This window comes from Methanosarcina siciliae T4/M, assembly GCF_000970085.1.
Taxonomy (GTDB): domain Archaea; phylum Halobacteriota; class Methanosarcinia; order Methanosarcinales; family Methanosarcinaceae; genus Methanosarcina; species Methanosarcina siciliae.
In genome coordinates, this window is record NZ_CP009506.1 from 3,092,288 (window position 1) to 3,112,477 (window position 20,190).

Annotated in this window: 20 protein-coding genes and 1 pseudogene; 16 read left to right on the plus strand and 5 right to left on the minus strand. The window is 34.6% G+C overall.

The window, feature by feature from the left end; all coding sequences use genetic code 11:
* Nucleotides 1–110 precede the first annotated feature (110 nt).
* Nucleotides 111–698 carry a hypothetical protein gene (locus MSSIT_RS12845; RefSeq protein ID WP_048172852.1) on the minus strand — a complete coding sequence of 196 codons (588 nt, stop codon included), beginning with the start codon at nt 696–698 and terminating at the stop codon, nt 111–113.
* A gap of 439 nt (nt 699–1,137) precedes the next feature.
* Here MSSIT_RS12845 and MSSIT_RS12850 point away from each other — a divergent pair, with 439 nt between their 5' ends.
* Nucleotides 1,138–2,706, plus strand: coding sequence for an IS1634 family transposase (locus MSSIT_RS12850; RefSeq protein WP_048172854.1), 1,569 nt, complete (start codon nt 1,138–1,140; stop codon nt 2,704–2,706).
* Nucleotides 2,707–2,723: 17 nt separating this feature from the next.
* A pseudogene (locus tag MSSIT_RS24180) lies at nt 2,724–2,981 on the plus strand (iron ABC transporter substrate-binding protein); the annotation flags it as partial.
* 61 nt (nt 2,982–3,042) lie between these two features.
* Here the strand turns inward: MSSIT_RS24180 and MSSIT_RS22360 are convergent.
* On the minus strand, nt 3,043–3,330 hold the full coding sequence (locus tag MSSIT_RS22360; RefSeq protein ID WP_082088996.1) for a NosD domain-containing protein: 288 nt from the start codon (nt 3,328–3,330) through the stop codon (nt 3,043–3,045).
* A gap of 28 nt (nt 3,331–3,358) precedes the next feature.
* On the opposite strand from MSSIT_RS22360, the gene MSSIT_RS12860 reads away from it, so the two are divergent.
* Both MSSIT_RS12860 and MSSIT_RS12865 read left to right on the plus strand, forming a co-directional pair.
* On the plus strand, nt 3,359–3,718 hold the full coding sequence (locus MSSIT_RS12860) for a transposase (RefSeq protein ID WP_052721650.1): 360 nt from the start codon (nt 3,359–3,361) through the stop codon (nt 3,716–3,718).
* A gap of 11 nt (nt 3,719–3,729) precedes the next feature.
* Complete coding sequence (locus MSSIT_RS12865; protein WP_048169740.1) at nt 3,730–4,164, plus strand: IS5/IS1182 family transposase; 435 nt, start codon at nt 3,730–3,732, stop codon at nt 4,162–4,164.
* On the opposite strand, the gene MSSIT_RS12870 is transcribed toward MSSIT_RS12865, so the two are convergent.
* Complete coding sequence (locus tag MSSIT_RS12870; protein ID WP_048172857.1) at nt 4,144–5,028, minus strand: right-handed parallel beta-helix repeat-containing protein; 885 nt, start codon at nt 5,026–5,028, stop codon at nt 4,144–4,146. The two genes, MSSIT_RS12865 and MSSIT_RS12870, sit on opposite strands and share 21 nt — an antisense overlap.
* A 365-nt stretch (nt 5,029–5,393) precedes the next feature.
* Here MSSIT_RS12870 and mtaA point away from each other — a divergent pair, with 365 nt between their 5' ends.
* Complete coding sequence (mtaA, locus tag MSSIT_RS12875) at nt 5,394–6,425, plus strand: methylcobamide:CoM methyltransferase MtaA (protein ID WP_048172859.1); 1,032 nt, start codon at nt 5,394–5,396, stop codon at nt 6,423–6,425.
* A 15-nt stretch (nt 6,426–6,440) separates the two neighbouring features.
* Here the strand turns inward: mtaA and MSSIT_RS12880 are convergent, their stop codons facing one another.
* A complete protein-coding gene (locus MSSIT_RS12880; protein ID WP_048172861.1) occupies nt 6,441–7,040 on the minus strand; it encodes a flavodoxin family protein in 600 nt (199 codons plus the stop codon).
* A gap of 158 nt (nt 7,041–7,198) precedes the next feature.
* Nucleotides 7,199–7,342, minus strand: a complete 144-nt coding sequence (locus MSSIT_RS23420) for a hypothetical protein (protein ID WP_156158858.1) — start codon at nt 7,340–7,342, stop codon at nt 7,199–7,201.
* Nucleotides 7,343–7,767: 425 nt separating this feature from the next.
* On the opposite strand from MSSIT_RS23420, the gene MSSIT_RS12890 reads away from it, so the two are divergent.
* The 11 genes from MSSIT_RS12890 to MSSIT_RS12940 all read left to right on the plus strand — a co-directional run bounded on the left by MSSIT_RS12890 (nt 7,768) and on the right by MSSIT_RS12940 (nt 20,184).
* Nucleotides 7,768–8,736 (plus strand): glycosyltransferase family 2 protein, encoded by a 969-nt coding sequence (locus MSSIT_RS12890; RefSeq protein WP_048172717.1) that lies wholly within the window; start codon nt 7,768–7,770, stop codon nt 8,734–8,736.
* Nucleotides 8,737–8,867: 131 nt separating this feature from the next.
* Entirely contained in the window at nt 8,868–9,920 is a 1,053-nt protein-coding gene (locus tag MSSIT_RS12895; protein ID WP_048172862.1) for a glycosyltransferase family 2 protein, read from the plus strand.
* A gap of 78 nt (nt 9,921–9,998) precedes the next feature.
* Nucleotides 9,999–10,439, plus strand: coding sequence for a PssD/Cps14F family polysaccharide biosynthesis glycosyltransferase (gene pssD, locus MSSIT_RS12900; RefSeq protein WP_048172864.1), 441 nt, complete (start codon nt 9,999–10,001; stop codon nt 10,437–10,439).
* Nucleotides 10,436–10,906, plus strand: a complete 471-nt coding sequence (gene pssE / locus MSSIT_RS12905) for a PssE/Cps14G family polysaccharide biosynthesis glycosyltransferase (protein WP_048172866.1) — start codon at nt 10,436–10,438, stop codon at nt 10,904–10,906. Before pssD ends, pssE begins: the two co-directional genes overlap by 4 nt.
* A 14-nt stretch (nt 10,907–10,920) precedes the next feature.
* Complete coding sequence (locus MSSIT_RS12910; protein WP_231590554.1) at nt 10,921–12,048, plus strand: glycosyltransferase family 4 protein; 1,128 nt, start codon at nt 10,921–10,923, stop codon at nt 12,046–12,048.
* A 13-nt stretch (nt 12,049–12,061) separates the two neighbouring features.
* A complete protein-coding gene (locus MSSIT_RS12915; RefSeq protein WP_048172869.1) occupies nt 12,062–13,291 on the plus strand; it encodes a glycosyltransferase family 4 protein in 1,230 nt (409 codons plus the stop codon).
* On the plus strand, nt 13,288–13,962 hold the full coding sequence (locus MSSIT_RS12920) for a hypothetical protein (protein ID WP_048172871.1): 675 nt from the start codon (nt 13,288–13,290) through the stop codon (nt 13,960–13,962). The genes MSSIT_RS12915 and MSSIT_RS12920 overlap by 4 nt, the downstream gene beginning before the upstream one ends.
* A 103-nt stretch (nt 13,963–14,065) precedes the next feature.
* A complete protein-coding gene (locus MSSIT_RS12925; protein ID WP_197080271.1) occupies nt 14,066–15,778 on the plus strand; it encodes a glycosyltransferase family 4 protein in 1,713 nt (570 codons plus the stop codon).
* 89 nt (nt 15,779–15,867) lie between these two features.
* Nucleotides 15,868–17,703, plus strand: coding sequence for a hypothetical protein (locus tag MSSIT_RS12930; protein ID WP_048172875.1), 1,836 nt, complete (start codon nt 15,868–15,870; stop codon nt 17,701–17,703).
* Nucleotides 17,704–17,933: 230 nt separating this feature from the next.
* Complete coding sequence (locus tag MSSIT_RS21350; protein ID WP_197080272.1) at nt 17,934–18,842, plus strand: D-glucuronyl C5-epimerase family protein; 909 nt, start codon at nt 17,934–17,936, stop codon at nt 18,840–18,842.
* Between the two features lie 124 nt (nt 18,843–18,966).
* Complete coding sequence (locus tag MSSIT_RS12940) at nt 18,967–20,184, plus strand: glycosyltransferase (protein WP_082088997.1); 1,218 nt, start codon at nt 18,967–18,969, stop codon at nt 20,182–20,184.
* The last annotated feature ends 6 nt before the right edge of the window (nt 20,185–20,190 follow it).

Genomic DNA, 20,190 nt, shown 5'->3' on the forward strand with positions numbered 1-20,190 from the left:
ATGTTGCCCCAGATTTAAGATGATAAAATCATTTAACTTGAACGAATAAACAAAATAATAGAAAATGTAATTTGTTGATTAAGAAGCTATAATATCCTTAAAATTCGATATTACCAGAATCTCCACCATGGTTTCTTTGCTCCAGGTGCAGCAATCTGCCTTTGATTAATCAAAGTTTGCATTTGCATCATGTAATTATTATGCATTTCTTCAAAGTATAATTCCCTTCTCTCCGCTTTTTCAAGCTCTTTTTGCAAGTCTTTGGCTTGCTTCAGTGATTCTTCCAACCTTATTTCAAGTTCTCTTTGTAATTCCTGATTATGCCTTTGTTCATTTTCAAGTAGCGTTTCTAATTCCAATATCTTACTCTGTGATTCCTGATTATACCTTTTTTCGTCCACAAGTAACGTTTCTAATTCCAATATCTTACTCTGTGATTCCTGAATCTTACTCTGTGATTCCTGAATCTTACTCTGTGATTCCTTATTATGCCTTTGTTCATTTTCAAGTTCATTTTTCAATTCTTGTATCCTAATTTTTTGTTCTTTTCCATAAATATTCAGTTCTGGATCAGCTACAAGTTTTTCTAGTGCATTAATAACTGCTTTTTCAGAACTGTCAAAGCCCAGGACCTCTACTTTTCTCCATAGGTCCAAAGGTACTTTTGTTTTTATTTTCTGCCATTCCTCAGCATACATATAAGAGAAAAAGACTCTCGTGAGTAATATAGCTTCCCAATTAGAGAGCCATTGACGTGCACTCTTAACAAAAAATATTGAAGCAAATCGGTAATAAAAAGGGTAAAGTCATTGATTCTTTACATATCTCTAAAAAATTTGGAGTACGCCAAATTCTTTTATAAAATTTTATATAAAAAACATATGCTTCGGCAATCACTGGAAAGTAAATTTCACAATGAGGAAACAAATATACTGTTTTGTAAAGTCTTCATCACCTTAAGTAGGCTACAGTGACCAAGTGGACTGTGTAACCTTAGTTCCCAAATTTTAAGCGCATAATCTTAATTTTATTTCTTCGACCCGCTCAATTCATGCGCACATGCACATGAGTTTGCCCTCTTTTTTGACACAACCCGAAAGTTTTAAATGTATTTATGCGCTTATATTATAAGCGCATATGATGCCCACACGCCGTATCAAGAAGATCAATGGAATTGAATACTGGTATGAAGACATTCCCTACTATGATAAAGAAAAGAAACAGATTCGTCATAAATCCAAATACCTGGGAAGAAACGTTAATGGCGAACCTGTTAGAGTTCGGGATGCTTTAAACTCCAGTGAAAACATATGCCCAGTTTCCAAGCCCTTGAAAGCCTACAACTATGGTGAGCTTCTCCCCTTACAGTGGATAACAGATGAACTTAAGATTGGAGAGTATCTTGGAGATCTGTTCAACGGAAAAGAAAGGAATATGATTCTTTCAATGGTTTTCAACCGTATAGCTCGTCCTACAGCCATGTATAACCTTAAAACCTGGTATGAGAGTTCTGCTCTTTCCCTTAAGTGGCCTGAGTTACCTTTGAAAAGCCAAAATATCAGTAACTTGCTTTCTAAAGTAGGGGATAGCGACATTCCTTCCACATTTATGGGTAAAATGTTCAGAAATCTCGGGACAAAAAGCACATTAATTTACGACCTTACCAGTTTCTCGAGCTATTCCCAAATGATGAATTTACTTGAATACGGATACAATAGAGACGGTTTAGATCTTCCTCAAATAAATCTCTCCATGATAGTGGATAAAGAAAAAGGCATTCCCGTGATGTATGATATCTATCCTGGAAGTATTGTTGATGTTACAACCCTTAAAAACACAATCAAGAAGATAAAAGCTTACGGAGTGGAAGATTACACACTGGTAATGGACAGGGGATTTTTCAGTAAAGGCAACATTGAGGAGTTGCTCCATGAAGAAGTTCCGTTTATTATGCCGGCTGCTATGACACTTAAAAGTGTCAAGCAGCTCATGAGTTCGGTACAAAAAGACATTGAAAGTCCGGAATACCTTCATAAGTACAACAAGAAACCGATATTTGTAAAACCGGTGACTCTTGAAGAAAAGGAGTTCAAGATAAATGGATATTGTTTCTATGATCCAAAAAGAGAAATAGAAGAGAAGAATGCATTTTACTCAAGGATTTATGATGTGAAGGAAAAAATAGAAGAAACAGCAATTCCGGGATGGAGAAAAGCAGGAGAAGTCTTCAAAGAAAGAGCAGGGTATATGGCAAGTTTCTATTCATGGAAACAAATTGATGATCATTTCAAGATCACAATCAAGAAGAATGCGGTTTCGCAGAGAATAAACAGGATGGGAAAGTTTTTTCTCTTTTACAATGGGGAACGCGGCTGGATGGAATGCCTTACGGTATACAGAGAAAGAGATGTTGTTGAAAAAGGATTCAAAACAATGAAAAATGACATTCAGTCACTTCCACTCAATACAAAGAAGGATTCGACAACAAAAGGCTTCTTATTTGTCTGTTTCATTGGACTCATAATTAGAATGAGGCTCCTGAATATAATGAAGGAAAAGGGGATCCTCAAGGACTATACAGTAGAGAGTTTACTCTTAGAACTTGAAAAAATCAAAAAGATAGAGCTTGAAAATGGAGAGTCAATAGTTACAGAACTAACAAGGAAGCAAAGAGAGATCATGGAAAAATTAAATTTATGCGCCTAAAAAGCCGGAAGTAAGGTTACAACTATTACAGCATCAACTTTGAATCGGTGCTTGCAAACGCTTATTTTGTAGGAAAAGCACTTTATCCGGCCCGTTTTGAAGATATCGACCCGGAAACCAAAGCCAATGAAATTTATACTTTCTTTGTTGGCAAACCGGTGTTTTCCGAACTGAATGGACAGTACGGAAACTTGGTATTCAAGCAAATACCACTGTGTGATGGGGATATAATGGAGTGCATTTTGCCGACAGAGCAGTTCCGGAAGATTACCTGACTTATGTCAGGAAAAAATATTTCTGGATCATGGAGAGCTTCGGCTCCTCTTCTATGCGAGTCTATTCGATTTCGGTAGGAGAGGTAACTATCGTATTCTGAAAAATCCAGAGTGTGGAAAAACTCTGCAGAATGTACATATAAGGCAGGTCTCCGATCCCATTCCTATCCAGATCCACGCAGATCTGGGAGAATCCGGTCCCATCTGGCTTTGCCCAGAAGTTTCCTCCAATGTAAGGGCCACAGACAATATTACTGCCTGAAGCAAGTGAAGTGTTCCAGTTATTTCCCCCATCGCCAGGTTCAAACCTTACATTTAGACTATTGTTAGAGCCTATCCCAAAAGTAATATTATGTTGAAATTATAAATTTACTTTTATGTCATTTCGTGAAATCGATGATGTTCTATGGAACTCCATAGAACCTTATCTTCCTCCACAGAAACCACTTACAGGAAGGCCGCGTGCAAATATGAGGAAGTTAATGAATGGTATTTTTTACGTTGTTATGACCGGTTGTACGTGGAAAGACGTTCCCAAGAGATATGGATCAAAGTCAACAGTTCATAGATTTCATCTATATCTGTGTGAACATGGTATCTATCAGAAGATTTTCAATGAACTTTTGAACAAAGGTTACGATTTGAATAAAATAGATCTTTCTCAATGCTTTACTGATACAAAGGATGTTCCGGCTAAAAAAGGGGGAATATCGGCTACGATGGTCACAAAAAAATAAAAGGAATAAAAATAAGCGTTTTAGTAGATTTACAAGGTCTACCTCTTTCGATTATTATTGTTCCTGCAAATAAGAATGATTCTACACTTTATATACCGACACTTAAAAATTTCAATATAAAGAGACCTATAGGAAGGCCTGTTAACAGGCCTTCCAAAGTAACAGCTGATGCAATGTATGATACAGCTAAAATTAGAAAATATAACAGGAGAAGAGGAATAAAGTCCAATATACCAGTAAATAAAAGAAATCGGAAGAAAAAGAAGATAGGAAGACCAATAAAGGTAGATCAGGAAGAATACAAAAAGAAAAGCATAGTAGAAAGGTTCTTTAGCTGGATAGAGTCATGCAAGAAAGTATTTCCAAGATATGAAATTAAAGAGACATCATATTTAGGAGTTGTAATGGTAGCAGCAATAATTAGATTAAATGAGCTTTTGGGATAGGCTCATAAAATAATTATTGTAGATTCTTCTACGGCCATTATTTTCCGTATCAAAAATTCCGCATTCTGCACAGGACATTATTGTATTGTTGATTATATCAACATCACAAGCTTCTCCTAAAAGAATCCCTACATCACAGTTTAATATTGTATTATTGTCAATTCTTCCTGAACTTGAAAAACCAAGCTCAATCCCATAATCACAGTCAGTAATCCTGTTATTACGAATATCTGCTCCCTGGTCCCATTCATAGATGCCAGTGGAAGAATTTGAGACCGTATTACCTGATACTGTGTTATTTCTTCCACAGCAGGAAATATGTATACGTCCACCGTTTAAAACTTTATTTTCGGCTATTAAATTGCCTGACCTTTCGGGCCCCAGAAGAATATAACCATTTTCAATGGTATTACCTGTCACATTATTCATATCGCTATAAAGAATGATTGCACCTTTTTTATAATCCTTATTGGCCCCTGTTATATTTAAACCGCTAATCGTTATACTATCAGCTTTTATCAGAAAGGTACTTTTACTTTCGTTCAGCGGTTTTACCTGCGCATTGCCATTGTTTGATTCTGACCTGATAGTTAGACCTGTTATATTGACAAGAACGTTTTCAGTATAAGTTCCAGGCCTCACGATTATTATGTCCCCTGGAACAGAATTATTCACAGCTTCCTGAATTGATCTGAAATCAGCTCCAGAATCATCATCTACTGTAATTTCCCTTGCTGATGCAGTAGCTGAAATAGATATTATAAAAATGAAAAGCAAAATTCTTAAAAAAATTGTTCTATTCCTTATTTCCTTCCCCCCTTTAGTTCTAATATAATCTTCTATGAATATTAATGTATACTTCATTAACAACATTTAACATATTTAACTTTCCATAGTTATTTTTGACTAATTATTTTCAGAAATAAAGGTTGAATTGAAACGAGCCACATAGAAATATGAAGGTTTTTCAAAGGAAAACATAACAGTGGGGTTATGATGGTTCTGGCTATAATGAGAAGCGTTGAAATCTGCTAATGTGGCTGCTCAGGTTGTATTGTTTACAGGAGTTTCCACGTTTTGCTTTGATTTAATATCAGGTACGGGAGTAACCTGATCATCGGATGCATCCGTAAATAGGTATAACCACTTAATATGATACAGTAGTACAGTATAATAGTAGTACAGCTAATAGCTCCAGCAAAAACAGAAAAAAATTAGGGGTTATTTTTATGGAAAAACCGAACTTCAGGACAGAAATCCTCAGAACCCTCGAAGGAAAAACTCCCGCTCAGATACCGGTCGGCACTTTCACAACCGCGCCTGTGCTCGAACTCATGGACCTGAGCGGAGCAGCCAGACCCGAGGCTGACAGCCAGCCTGAAAAAATGGCATTACTTGCTTTTTCCCAGTATGTAAATGCCTCTTTTGAAACCCTCAGGTATCCCTTTGACATGGTGGTGCTCGTGGAAGCTCTTGGCTGTAGAGTTGATCCGGGTACGAAAGCAAAGACTCCTGCTGTGCTGAATGGTCCAATGGAACTTTCGCCTGTAGTCCCCAAACTCCCTGAAGACCTCCTTGAAAGGGGCAGAATCCCCGCTGTCCTGAAAGCCACGGAAATCCTCCGGGAAAAAGCCGGATCGAACCTACCCTTAATTGTGGGAATGGAAGGTCCGGCTGACCTTGCAAGCTCCCTCTGCGGAATCACTCGCTTCCTTAAATGGACAATCAAAAGGCCCCATATCATAACAAGGCTCATCGATCTTTGCACCGACGCATGTATAATGTATGCCAGGGAATGCCTGAAAAGTGGAGCTGACGTTGTCGTTATTGCAGATGCGGTTTCTTCTCCTGATATGATTTCTCCGGAAGCCTTCAGGACTTTGATAAAACCCGGCATGGCAAGGATTCCTAAAGCTCTCGGGGGAGGTAAAAGCGTGCTCCACATCTGTGGGGCTGCGGATCCTATAATTACAGACATGACAGAGTGCGGGTTTGACGGGCTCAGTCTTGAGGAAGGCATAAAAGACCTGAAAAGCGCTGTTAATACCGCTCATGAAGCCGGCACAGCTGTAATCGGCAGCGTATCAACCTCCAGGACCCTTTTCAGGGGCGGCCCTGAAGATGTGAAAAAGGAGGCTTTCACCTGTATGGAAAGCGGAGTGGACTTCCTTGCTCCGGGTTGCGGGCTTGCACCCGAAACTCCCCTCCGGAATTTGAAAGCCCTGGTGGAAGCAAGGAACGAGTTTTGCGGGAGAAAATGAATTCTCCTTTCTGGCTCAACGAAGAATTTCTGCCATTTTTCTGCCTGCTTCAAACGTTTTCCTCAGAAGTTCTTCATCCCTTGAAACCGCTCCCCTTTCAAAATATCCTGTTACCGGAAACTTTTCCACGATCTCATAGCCCAGGGCTTCAAAGGGCATTCCGAGCGCTCCGAGTGTAAAACCCATTTCTTCGATTTCCAGCTGTTCGCAGACCGAAAAAACAATTGCTTTTCTCCCCTGCCCTGCTAGCCTGCTCGAATAACGCCTGGGGCGGTCGTTCGTGAAATTGTAGTAAGGGTAGAGCCGGTCAATTAAGGCTTTCATCTGGGCAGTTACATTGTAGTTGTAGGTGGGAGAACCGAGGATAAGCCCTTTTGCATCCTCGATCTCGGGATAAAGCAGGCTCATTCCATCATGGAACCTGGTGCAAGTCCCGGTTTTCCGACACCTTTCGCAGCCGATACAGGGCTCGATCGAATAATCCCTTAAAAGGACTTTTCCGGTTTTAGCTCCTGCCGATTCCGCCCCTTTCAAAAAGCTCTCAAGCAGCACGTCAGTATTCCCATTTTTCCGGGGGCTTCCTCCAACTCCAAGAATTTTTAGATCTTTAATCATCTCACCCTGTATTGTATCGGGGATAGAGAATTAAATAGGTTCCGGAAACATGTCCCTGCTTTTTAGTAATAACCCTGAGTGGAAATTCCCCTGATCTTAATATCAGAGCTGAGAAAAAGCGCCCGAGAAAAAGTCCGAAACAATCCAGCAAGTAAAACTTATAGCTGCAGGGCTGTTTCATCCCCACTGGAATGACCCTCGGAGTACTTGAGCATCGGGCTAATTTTTATGTCCAGAGCGTCTTCGGCACTAAAGCATCCATTTCGAATTTTTCTCTTTTCTACAGATGCGGTATATAACATATTGAGTTAAATTTTTCTTTAAAGTTCCTGGCTGATTGAAATAAATTTCTTAAACTTCGGAAGAACCTGCGGCGTGTAACTGTGAATATTTTGTGCTCTTATGATATCGTTTTTCTCGGATTCATTTTATTATCTTGAGTTCATATATTTTTTCACTCTTGTATTTCATATGTTTTTGCGAGCCAGTATCTCAATCCTATAATGTTATATCGATCGAACTAAAGCGTTACTGCTCATGTTATTGTACACTTTTTATTTATTTCAAAAAATCTATCAATAAATTTATATACTGTCATTATGAAATACATTATGAAAATTTAAAATGTGTTCAAAGGTTCAACAGTTGTACTCCAATACTTGTGATTGACTTTTGAGCCACTTCAATTGTTTCAATTTAATATTATAAATTTAAAAGGAGTTTAAAATTGAGTAACGAACTGATTGTGGGTAATAATACTCAGTACCAGGTCCATATAGAGAACCCACATTTCAGGGAGGTATCATCTCAAAATATAACTGTCATTCTTCCAGCTTTTAACGAGGAAGTCTCCATCGGCAGCATAGTCCTTCTTACTAAATTCTATTCTGACAACGTAATCGTAGTCGATGACGGAAGCTCTGACCGCACTGCCGAAATTTCCGGGAAAGCAGGAGCTCACGTGATTGTGCATGAGGCCAATAAAGGCAAGGGAGCAGCCCTCAAAACCGGTTTTGAAGCCGCAGCCAATCTGGGTGCCGATATAATAGTGACAATGGACTCGGACGGTCAGCATAATCCCGCTGAAATTCCCAAACTTGTAACCCCTATTATTGACGGCTACGCTGAAATGGTCAATGGGAGTCGTTACCTTTCCCACAAAGACAAAAACACTCCTATCTACCGCCGTGTCGGCCAGACAATACTTGATACGGCTACAAATATGAACTCCGGTCTCAAGATCACCGATTCACAAAGCGGTTTCCGCGCTTTTGCCGCTTCTACTAAAAACGTGTTCCGCTTCGGTACACAGGGCATGGCAATAGAAAGCGAAATGCTTGCCGATGCAGGCAGGTCCGGACTGCGGATCAAGGAAGTCGAAATCGGGGTAAGGTATGATGTGGACTGTTCAACCATAAGCCCGGTCCAACATGGTTTAGGCGTCCTTGTCATGGTCTTGAAAGATATCGAGTTCAACAAGCCTCTTTATTACTTCACGGTCCCGGGACTATCTCTTGGGGTTGGAGGACTCTACATGGGTGCCCATTTTCTGCAAAACTTCACTATGGGAGGAGGCTTATCTTTCGGGCCTACCATGCTTATGGTTCTGTTTATTGTTATAGGGACCTTCATGGCATTGACAGGGATAATGCTGCATTCGGTGTCGGCAATTATGAGGGAAGCTAAGGTGACTTAAACTGGGAGTTACGAGATTTTTCTCCTATTTATCATTCTGCAGTACTTGATATTATTTTCTTCCTTTAATAGAAGGTCTAAAATGATAGCATGACTGGGGTTTTGATTATTTGATATTGTTTGAGGGAAAAGATGTATGGTAGAGAGAAATTTGCAAGTGTTGTTATTCTCTCATATAACAGCAAGGAAGATCTTATGGAGTGTATTCCCTCTCTAATGTCTCAAACATATCCAGGTTTCGAAATAATTGTAGTAGATAACGCATCTAGGGACGGTAGTGAGGAATTCGTGAGAACTAACTATCCTGAGATAAAGGTAGTTCAGACAGGAAAAAACCTCGGGTATGCAGCAGGGAATAATGCCGGATTTGAGGTCGCGGAAGGAGAATATATAGTAGTTATAAATCCAGATACTGTTGTAGACTCCAACTGGCTTTCCAAGCTAATAAACCCTTTTGACAGTGATCCTGAAATTGCGGCCACGACTTCAAAGATTTTGATATATTCCCAAAATGAAATAATAAACACGTGTGCAAATACAAACCACTATACTGGACTTACCTTCTGCAGGGGCTTCAATAAGCCTTCACGTGAGTTTGATAGCTACCAGGAAGTAGGATCGGTCTCAGGATGTTCATTTGCAATAAGGCGCGATATACTAAAAAATCTTAATGGTTTTGACTCGGATTTTTTCCTTTATCAGGAAGATGCGGATCTTTCCTGGAGAATACGTTTTGCGGGAGGTAGGATAATGTATGTTCCTGAGTCCATAATATATCACAAGTATAAACTGTCAATATCCCCCTGGAAAGAATTTTACCTGGAAAGAAATCGTTACTTAATTTTATTGAAAAACTTTAGTTCAAGAACATTGTTATTATTATTGCCTGCACTCATAGTGACTGAAATTGTTACAATGGGTCATGCTGTTTTAAACGGTCCGAGATACATTTACAGTAAATTGCAGGCTTATTTATGGGTTATAAAAAATATTAAAGAAATTTTGACAAAAAGACACGAAACTATTTGTAAAAAAACAACTACTGACAGAGAGTTTTTTGGATTTTTGGATTGGAAAATCCCTTTTGAACAGGTCATTAAATTCCCTATGATTAGTAAAACAGTTGATATCGTTTTCAACTCTTTTTATGCATTTCATATGAAACTGATAAGCAGAATAGTCTAATCCAAAACAAACAAAACAATATGAATTATTAAATACAGTATCAATTCCATTACTTAAAAATACTGGACTGGTGAAAAAATGAAGATCTGCCTTACCTGCTCGCACGGTGGTCATCTTACTGAAATCCTGCAACTTATGGACGCATTCGAAGGTAATGATATCTTTTTTATAACCTATGAAGGAGCCAGGTCCAGCGAACTCACAAAGAAATATACTATGAAAAATCTGGGTAAAAAGCCTTTAAGATTTCTGCTCAGTGTACCAAAAGTATTTGGCATTCTCCTGTGTGAGAAACCTGATATTATCATTTCAACAGGTTCTGAGATTGCAATCCCTGTTTTTTATGCCGCGAAAGTCCTCCGGATAAAAACCATGTTCATCGAAAGCCTGTGCAGAGTAGAAGAGCCTTCTATTACTGGAAAAATAGTATATCCGATATCCGATGTTTTTTTGGTCCAGTGGAAAGAGTTGCTCTCTAAGTTTGGAAAAAAAGCACAATATTGGGGGAATGTGCTTTGATATTTGTAACAGTTGGTAGCCATTATCAGGGTTTTGATAGGCTAATAAAGAAAATGGATGAAATTGCAGGAAAAACTGATGAAACGGTAATAATGCAAATCGGGTACACAACTTATAAACCTGTAAATGCCGAATACTTCAGTTTCTTAGAAGGCTTTGAAGAAATACTGAGATTGAACCGGGAAGCTCGAGTTGTAGTAAGTCATGCCGGAGCCGGTTCCATCGTTACTGCACTTAAAGAAAAAAATCCTGTAATAGTGGTTCCCAGACTTAAGAGATATAATGAACACATGAATGACCATCAATTGGAAATTGCAAAGGCAATGTCTGAAAATAGAAATGTTACAGTTATTCATGATATTGATTCTCTAGATGATTGTTTAAAGTCTGATTTCTATTTCATTGAAGACTTTGTTGACGATAGGCTTAAGGTCCAGTTAAAAAAATACATTTTATCTTTATCCTAATTTAAAAATGTTTGATGCTTATGAGGATATGCGTTATTACATCTGCAAAATTCCCACCTGAAGAAGGCATTGGAAATTACATCTATAATATGTCCAAAGAATTTATTAAGAAAGGACATGCTGTTACGGTCATTACTCGTGGGAATTTTCAAAAAACAAATTTAGAAAATTATGATGGGATTAAAATATACAGAGTTCCTTTTATCTTCTTATATCCCTTTCATGTACATCTTCATGGAATTTTTGTAAATAAATTTTTTAAGTCTATAGAAGATAATTTTGATGTTATTCATGTACACAGCCCATTGCCTCCTTTAGTTAAATCTCGACTTCCCGTGTTACTTACAATTCATTCTCCAATGAAAAGTGGTGCAAGTGTTTTAAAGATTACAGATTTATTTTCTCTTGCTACAAAGTTTCAAGCAAAGTATATCAGTTATCCTCTTGAAAAAAAATTGATGAAGAATTCCTCGGCGGTTACTGCAGTTTCAAGTACCGTTTCAAAAAATCTAGAGGATTATGGGCTTAAAGCTGAAGATATTAAATTGATTTATAATGGAGTAGATCAAAATATTTTCTTCCCATCTGTCACAAAACCTGAAGAGAAATATATTCTTTATACTGGAAGAATAAGTTATGGAAAAGGTTTAATTGAACTAATTGATTGTGCAAAAGAAGTTTGCAAAATTCGAGAAGATGTTAATTTTATTTTAGCTGGAGATGGCCCTCTTCTTCCTAATTTGAAGAAGAAAATCATATATATGAATCTTCAGAATCGAGTCAAATTTTTAGGACGAGTAAATAGGAACACAATTATAGATCTGTATCAAAATGCAACAATTTTTGCTTTCCCATCTTATTACGAAGGTCTTCCCGGTTCGCTTCTAGAAGCAATGGCTTGCAAGCTTCCTATTGTTGCTACTAAAGTCCCTGGAAATATGGAGCTTATTGAACATAATAGAAATGGTATTTTGATTTCTCCAAAAGATTCATCTGCAATTTCTAAAGCAATTATGGATTTACTTGATGACTCAAGTAAAAGAGAGATACTAGGTAAAAATGCAAGAAAAACAATTGAAGACAAATTTACATGGGATGTCGTCTCAAATAGAATTTTAAGCTATTATAGTTCAGTTTTATAAGGAGTCGGTTTTGGTGAAAGTGTGTATAGTATGCTATGGACTAAGAGAGTATAATATCCGACTTCAACCATGGAGATACATTTCTGAAATTGCAAGTGGAATTTATCAAAAAAATATTGACGTTACAATAATTACCGATGGCTCTTTGGAGAGAGAGATTTTCCAACATATTCCAATAATAAATATCAAAAGGCTCAGGAAATTGCCATTTCAATTTAATAGAGAATTAATTTCTGTAATTCAATCTGAAAAGCCAGATGTAATTTTATGGTCAGTTACAGCTCTTGATTACCTTTATTTGAATATGTTCAAACAAATAAATATACCTATAATTGGAATGTTTACAGGTCCAATTTACAAGCTTTCAGACATAACAAGAATTGGAACTTATGTAATAATCAAGAACATAAAATTTTTGTCAACACATGTTATTTATGCTTCTCTTCCACCTTTTTTTATTCGTAATTTAGTGAACTCTCCATATTGCAATAAGATCTTTGTCATGAGTCGTAAAAATAAAGAAATTATTATAGAAATAGGTGGAAACAGGGAAAAAGTAGTTCACATTCCCGCAGGTATAGATGAATACGAGTTTGAAATGTATGAAGATTACAGTTCAATTATTAGTAGATATCATCTTGATGAGAAATCATTTAATATTCTTTACTTTGGATCTCCTCTTTCTATTAGAGGTATAGATCATCTTATCAAATCAATTTCAAAAGTTAGATCTGTATATCCTTGTGTTAAACTTCTAATCCTCTCTAGGCGTAGAAATAACGAATTAAATAATGAAGAGATTAATCTTCAAAACTTAATTCTAAAGCTTGATATTGAAAAAAACGTTCACATAATTTCCGGCTTTCTAGACAAAGATGAGGTGAAGAAATTTATCGGTTTTTCCGACTTAATAGTCTTACCTTTTAAAATAGTGCCTTCTGACGTGCCGACAAGTGTTCTTGAATCAATGGCTATGGGAAAAGTTGTTGTTTCCACAGATATCGACGGTATACCTGAGTTACTCGAAGATGGGAGAGGTTTTGTTGTCCAACCAAACAAAGAGGAAGATCTTGTGGAAAAAATCTTTTTCTCTATAAAAAATCAAGATATTATAAAAAATATGGGTGAGAAAGCTGCATCTCATATGCAAACACATCCAAAGTGGAGTGAAGTCTCAGAACTTGCTCTATCTGAAGTTACAAAAATCTTTGATAAAAGATCCCAAAGTGAGGTGAATCTGTGAGCCAAAAACCATTGTTCATATGTATCACAGGGATTGATGGAGTGGGAAAAACAACTCATGTCAATTTAATCCTAGAACATTTGCATGAAAAAGGTATCAAGTGCCAATACAAATGGCTTCGTTTTCATCATTTGCTCTCATATCCACTACTTGCTTATTGTAGAATTGCAGGATATACCCGTCTCTCTACTCTGGGAAGCTCACAAAAATGTTCCTATCACGAGTTCTATAATTCCAGACTTATTTCGATAATATATCCCTGGATTTTGCTTTTTGATACTTTTATATTCACAACTATAAAAGTATATGTTCCAATATTTTTTGGAACAAGTGTTGTTTGTGACCGTTTTATATATGATACATTGATAGATGTGGCTGTAGCAACCAAAAATCACGAAATACATAAAAAAGCGGTAGGCAGGTTATTTCTTAAATTGATTCCAAAAAATGCACACTTTATAATGTTAAGTGTTGATAAACTTATTATTTTTTCAAGAAGAGCTGAGTTGAAAGATGACTCAACTTTTGATGAACGTTACGAACTGTATGCAAAATTCTCCAGGTTATTTAGTATTCCTATTATTTATAATGTAAATCGCAATTCAGTTAATTCGACTGTTAAAGATGTAAATACTGCAATTTTGAAAAGGTTGGAGTTATATTATGCATAAATCTAGTATTCACTATAGAATATTAAATTTTAAACTTTTACCACAAGAAATCAGAAAATTAATGTTGATTTTGATGAACTGGGTATTTCAGAGTGTTCTATATATGGACAGGACTGAAAGAACACTAAAAGTCTTAGTAACATTAATTCCAACTTTCATACTATTTTTTTTATTTCAAAATTATTATTCAGAGTTAACTTCAATAATAATTTCATTTTCGATTGCACATACATTAAACTGGATATTTAATGGGCAAATTTTTGTACTATTAAAGAATATTGGATGGGTAAATACTGATAAAGACAAATTTTTTATTTATTCAAGTGCTCTTAAAAGAAGGATCGAAAAAACAAATTTTTTTTATTTAGCAGTAATTTTTGGTAGTTTATCAAGAAACAGACTCACAGACTCATCAGACTTAGATATAAGGATAATACGTAAATCTGGATTAAATAACGCATTGAAATGCTTCTTATTCATTTGGCATGAAAGATTATTAGCACTTATATATAGGTTCCCACTGGACATTTACATACTTGATGACGTCTCAGGTCTCTCAAAAATAAATTCAGAAGAGACACCAATAATATTATATGACCCAGATAACTACATAGTTAAAAATTATACTGAGTATTTTTTCTTCCAAGATATTTTTCATAAAAGTATGGATTTTCCAGAAATTATCATGGTTTATCCATATGATCCTTTACACAAGAACCCGGGTGGAGGAATAAGATATGTTGATAATTTAATTATGGGATTGCTGAAGGAAGGTAAAAAAGTCACACTTTTAGGGGTAAAACTGAGTGACAAAACGATTGATGAGTATCAAAGTTTAGGATTTAAATTTGTACCAATTACTGAAAAATCAGATGCTTCATATCTTTATTTACTATTTCTATTTGTAAAAACACCTTTCTTAAAGTTGCCTATAAATTCAGTTATTCACTCACATCGTTCATACTTTTTACTTCCGTTTATTTTATTTAGGCAAAACAACTTAAAAATTGTTACCCTTCATGGAATTACTTTAGAAATTATAAGGGTATCTTCGTATGCTTACCTTTATCCAATAATTGAACCTGTCTTCCGTTTTATTGAAAGACTATGTTTATCCAATATCGACGTTTATATTGCAGTTAGCAATAATGTAAAGCACTTTTTTGAAAACAGATACCCTTGGATGATGAACAGAATTGAGATTATCCCAACAGGTGTAGATTTGACTACATATAAACCAATGGACAAACATAAAATCAGGAAGCTATATGGATTTGGAGAAGACGACCTTATCGTTATGTTCGTAGGGAGATTAGAAAAAATAAAAAACATTGATTTTTTGATAAGATCTTTCACTATTTTATCTCAACAAGTATCTAATTCTAAATTATTAATTGTAGGAAACGGTGTTGAAGAATCTAATTTAAAAAATATTTCTACTCATTTAGGATCGAAAATATTCTTTATGGGATCTCAACCTTCAGAGAAAATGCCGGAGATATACAATTTAGCTAGTGTACTTGCATTATGCTCAGAATCTGAAGCTAGCCCTAACGTAGTAAAAGAGGCATTAGCCTGTGGAATTCCTGTTGTTTCAACTGATGTAGGAGATGTTTCATCTATAATCTGCAATGACTCTTTAGGGAAAATATCACATAAAGATGAGAACTCTTTTGCTAGAGATCTAATACATATGTGTAAAAGTAAAGGTAAAAACAAGGTATTTTTTGAACATAGAAATCAATTCGTTACTGAAAATTTTGAGATAAAAAAAATGTCCGAAAGTATATCTAAAGTATTAGAGTATTATCTATAATCATTGTTAGATCACTGGGATTCCTTTGTTTGCTTCCATATATATTTTTAGTAAGACTGGCGTTAATTTCATAATGGAGCATAATAATCATGGAAATAGACTTAAAGGCTTTAGATATCAAATTTTCAATAATAGGAATATTTCTATTTAGTATCTTAGCGGTTATAATGAAGTCAAATTTACAACTATTTCTTGTTTCTTTCACTTTAGCTTTATTTTGTACTTTATATCTATATAAGCATGATTCTTTAAGTAATATGGTTACTATATATTCAAGGGATAACCAAGTTCTAATGATTTCTTATTCGTTAGTGTTTTTATTGATCTCATTAAGCTTAATTCTTTTTTCTGTAAGGTCATCTCTATATATGAGGCCCATTGCTTATTTTTTACTTAGTGCATTTTCCATATCTTTAATTTTAGTGAATGTGTTATTCATTCCAAATTCCCATAAATATAATGTGTTAACGCTTTTATCTATTGTTTTTATTAATTTTAGCTTAAGATTGACTCCTCAGCTAATGTACCCAGATCTAGTAGGAATAGATCCTTGGATTCATAGAGAATATACTAATTATTTAATCAATTTTGGCCATATAGAGAGTGGGAATAATTACTCAGGAATGCCTGCATTTCATCTTATTATCGGCATGACTTCTATTGTGACAGCACTTCCCTATAAATCTGCAGCAATTGCGTCAATTACTTTATTACAAGTTATTAGTTTTTCATTAATATATCTTATGGGAAGGTATATTTTAAATTCTAAAATCGGGTTCTTTGGAGCTGTCTTATTGTCTACATCACCGACTTTAATTTCACTTGGATTTTGGATACATCCCACAACATTTGGTTTAATTATTTCTATAATTTTAATATTCTTATTAATTAGAGATAAAAGTAATCAAGTTACAAATGTAATTCTGAGACTAATCCTTGCTTATTCAATAATAATTACTCATATGCAAGTAGGACTTTCAATAACCATTTTATTAGCCACTTTTCTAATTGGAAAATTTATTTATAGCCATATATACTCCATAGAGATTAGCGAAAAAACTGGAACACATTTTTTATTGTTATATCTTATTTTGATGTTTTCTTGGTGGATGTATATCTCAGGCCATTTTTTTCAATTTTTTCACTTAGTGGATACTGCACTACATTTTGACGTATCTCCTTCTAATCAAATAATAACAGTTCCCCATAAGTTTAATTTAAAGGAATATGTTTTAAAACTGGTTCCTTTTTTAGCATACTTTGGACTATCTACTATTGGTTTTTTATATTCTATTTCCAAAAAATCTAATCCAAAATTTTTTGCAATAACTTTGTGTGGTTTTTGTATTTTATTAGTTCCTCTGACATTATCACAAACTGAACTAGGTGGTTTATTGGGAGAACGTTGGCTATATATCTCTCAAATAGCTTTAAGCCTTGCCGCTGGGGCAGGACTGTTTATACTAATTTCTAATCCTTCAAACAAATTGAAACAAACTTTATATTTTCTATTTATACTTATAATAGTTTTATTAAACATATTAAATCCTTCTGCAAATACTGATAATCCAGTAATCTTTGAAAACACAATTTCACCTTCAGCATCCTCTGAAGGAGAGCTAAATTCTGTTTATTTCACTTCATCGTATGTAAACACTTCAATTTACGCTGATTTACTTCTATATAAACCTCTAAATACAAAATTTAAAATGAATTCTTCTAGAATAGAACCTATCATAAACAAAGAAAAACTCCTAGAAACAGACGGATTCTTTCTTATTAAAAAAGAAGGTTTAGATCAGAAAACGGAAGGATTAACAGGACAATTAGATTCTAACTTAATGCTTCTTGATAATAAAAGTTCTGGATTTATACAAATATACGATAATAGTGCAGTTTGTGGGTATATCCATGCAAGAAAATAGAAAAGTTATTGACCTGATAAACTCTTTGAATTGTAATTAAAAATTCATTATTTAAAAACAAGTAACATATATCTAAAAGAAAATTTGCTATTTCAGAGAGGCAGTTTATGAAATATATATCAAATAAGCATCTCATTATAGTTCTTTTTTCGTTGATATTTACAAGTTTAGTCTATAATGTTGCTATCGAATCTGAGAAGCAAATGTTTAGGAATATTTATTATCCGATTATGGGAAACAGTGTTTCCAATGTAGTGATCAACGAATCTGGTATCCCAATGATAGATTATGGGTACTCAAACGAAATCTATGTTGGTAAACAAATTAATCCTGTTCTAATCAGCCAACAAGCTCTTTATTATGAATATGAATACCAAAGAGGGAATGAAAGTTGTAAAAAATTATTTTTGAACAATGCAAACTACTTAGTTGAAAGTGCAGTTCAGTATAATAATTATACACTATGGCAATATAATTTCCCTTGGCCACCATATAATTTGACAAGTCCATGGGTATCTGCAATGGCACAAGGGCAAGGTGTACAGGCATTAATTAAAGCTTATAATATGACTGGTGAGGATAAATATTTAAATTCTGCACGTTTGGCTCTTAATTCGTTTTATATTGATGTTGAGAATGGAGGCGTTACTTATAAAGATCGAAATGGTTGGTGGTATGAAGAATACGTAACTGGTACAGACGTGCAACCAAGAGTTCTTAACGGAATGATCTTCTCATTATTTGGAATCTATGAATACTACAGAATTACAGGGGATGAAGATGCGAAGTTTTTGTTTGATCAGGGGATCATTTCTTTAAAGAATAACTTATACAAGTATGATTCAGGAGATTGGACACATTATGATGCAATAGGTAACAAGGCAGGTATATCTTATAATAAAGTACACATAAACCAGATGTTACAATTGTACGAAATAACAGGTGATTCATTTTTTAAAGAATATTATGAGAAATTCAACAAATATGACCAAAGTCCAATATCTACTTTAAAATCTAAAAAGTTGGATTACATATTATACATATCAAACTTTATTTTTTTGTCTTTAACCCTTGAGATGATATCTAGTCTTAAATTTAAAAAATACGTGCGCAATATTTATAGTCGTCAGATTAAATAATGTGATATACTTCGGCTAGAAAAAAGACCAATTATAAAAGTTTAACGTTTTTAATTTTTATATTTATTATAAATTTATTGTATATCTCATAAAATACGTATATCTATTAGTTTTAAGTGATAATATGAATAAAGTATTAGTATTGTGTTATGATTTCTCTCCAACAGGTGGGACTGGTATTTTAAGAACTTTAAAATTTTGTAAATATTTGCCTCAAAATCAATGGATACCAGTAATAATTCACGCAAAAAATAGAAATATATTAAAATTTTTATCTAATAGTCCCGATATTATGTTCAATTGTAGGAGATATAGTAGTCTCCGATCTAAACTTTTTGAATATATAGGTATCCTTTCTGACCGTTATTTAAAGAGCTATAGATATATATTTTTGCCAGATATACATATATACACTATAATACCGACCTTCTTAAAAGTTCTCAATATAAGTCGGCGTGAACAGATCGATTTATTATATTGTTCATGCTCACCATACAGTTTTGCTATATCAGGAGTTCTTACAAAAAAAATAATTAACAAGCCACTTGTTGTTGATTTACGTGATGCTTGGACACTTAATCCTTATGAATATTACCCAACTATATTACATCGTAAGTTTGATGAGATGCTAGAACGATTTGTTTTTAATAATTGTGATAGTATTATTATGGTTGCAGATGTAATTGAAAATAAATACATAGATAAATATGGGGAAACTGTAAGTAATAAAATTCATACTATACCAAACGGTTTTGATTCTTTAGATCTACAGTTAATCGAACCAGAAAATGATAAATTTATAATAACATACACAGGGAGCTTTTATGGCATCAGAAAACCAGATTCCTTTTTAAAAGGACTTAAAAGATTTGTAGAATCTAATAAGCCAAATGATATTGAAATACATTTTTATGGTAATTCTAGTAGATTAGTAGAGGAACTTGTAAATAAATACAACCTTAGTAGATACGTATTTAGCCATCCATTTATTAAAAATAAAGAAGTCTATTTAATACTAGCCAAGTCACATTTGCTTTTATTTATAGAGCCTTCAAGTGCAACCCCTACTAAATTATTTGAATACCTGTCATCGGACAGACCAATTTTAGCAATAATTCCTGAAGGAGAAGCCTCTAAATTGATAAGAAAATATTCTATTTACTCTTGTACTACTCCAGAAAGTGAAGATAGAATTGCATTTTTTATTGAGAAATATTATAACTCTTGGAAAAATGGTCTTTTTAAGATACACTCTACACGCACGGAATTCATGTCTGAATTTAATCGAGAAAATCTAACTAAGAGGCTTTCAAATATTTTTGATCATTTATGTAATCAGTAAAACAGC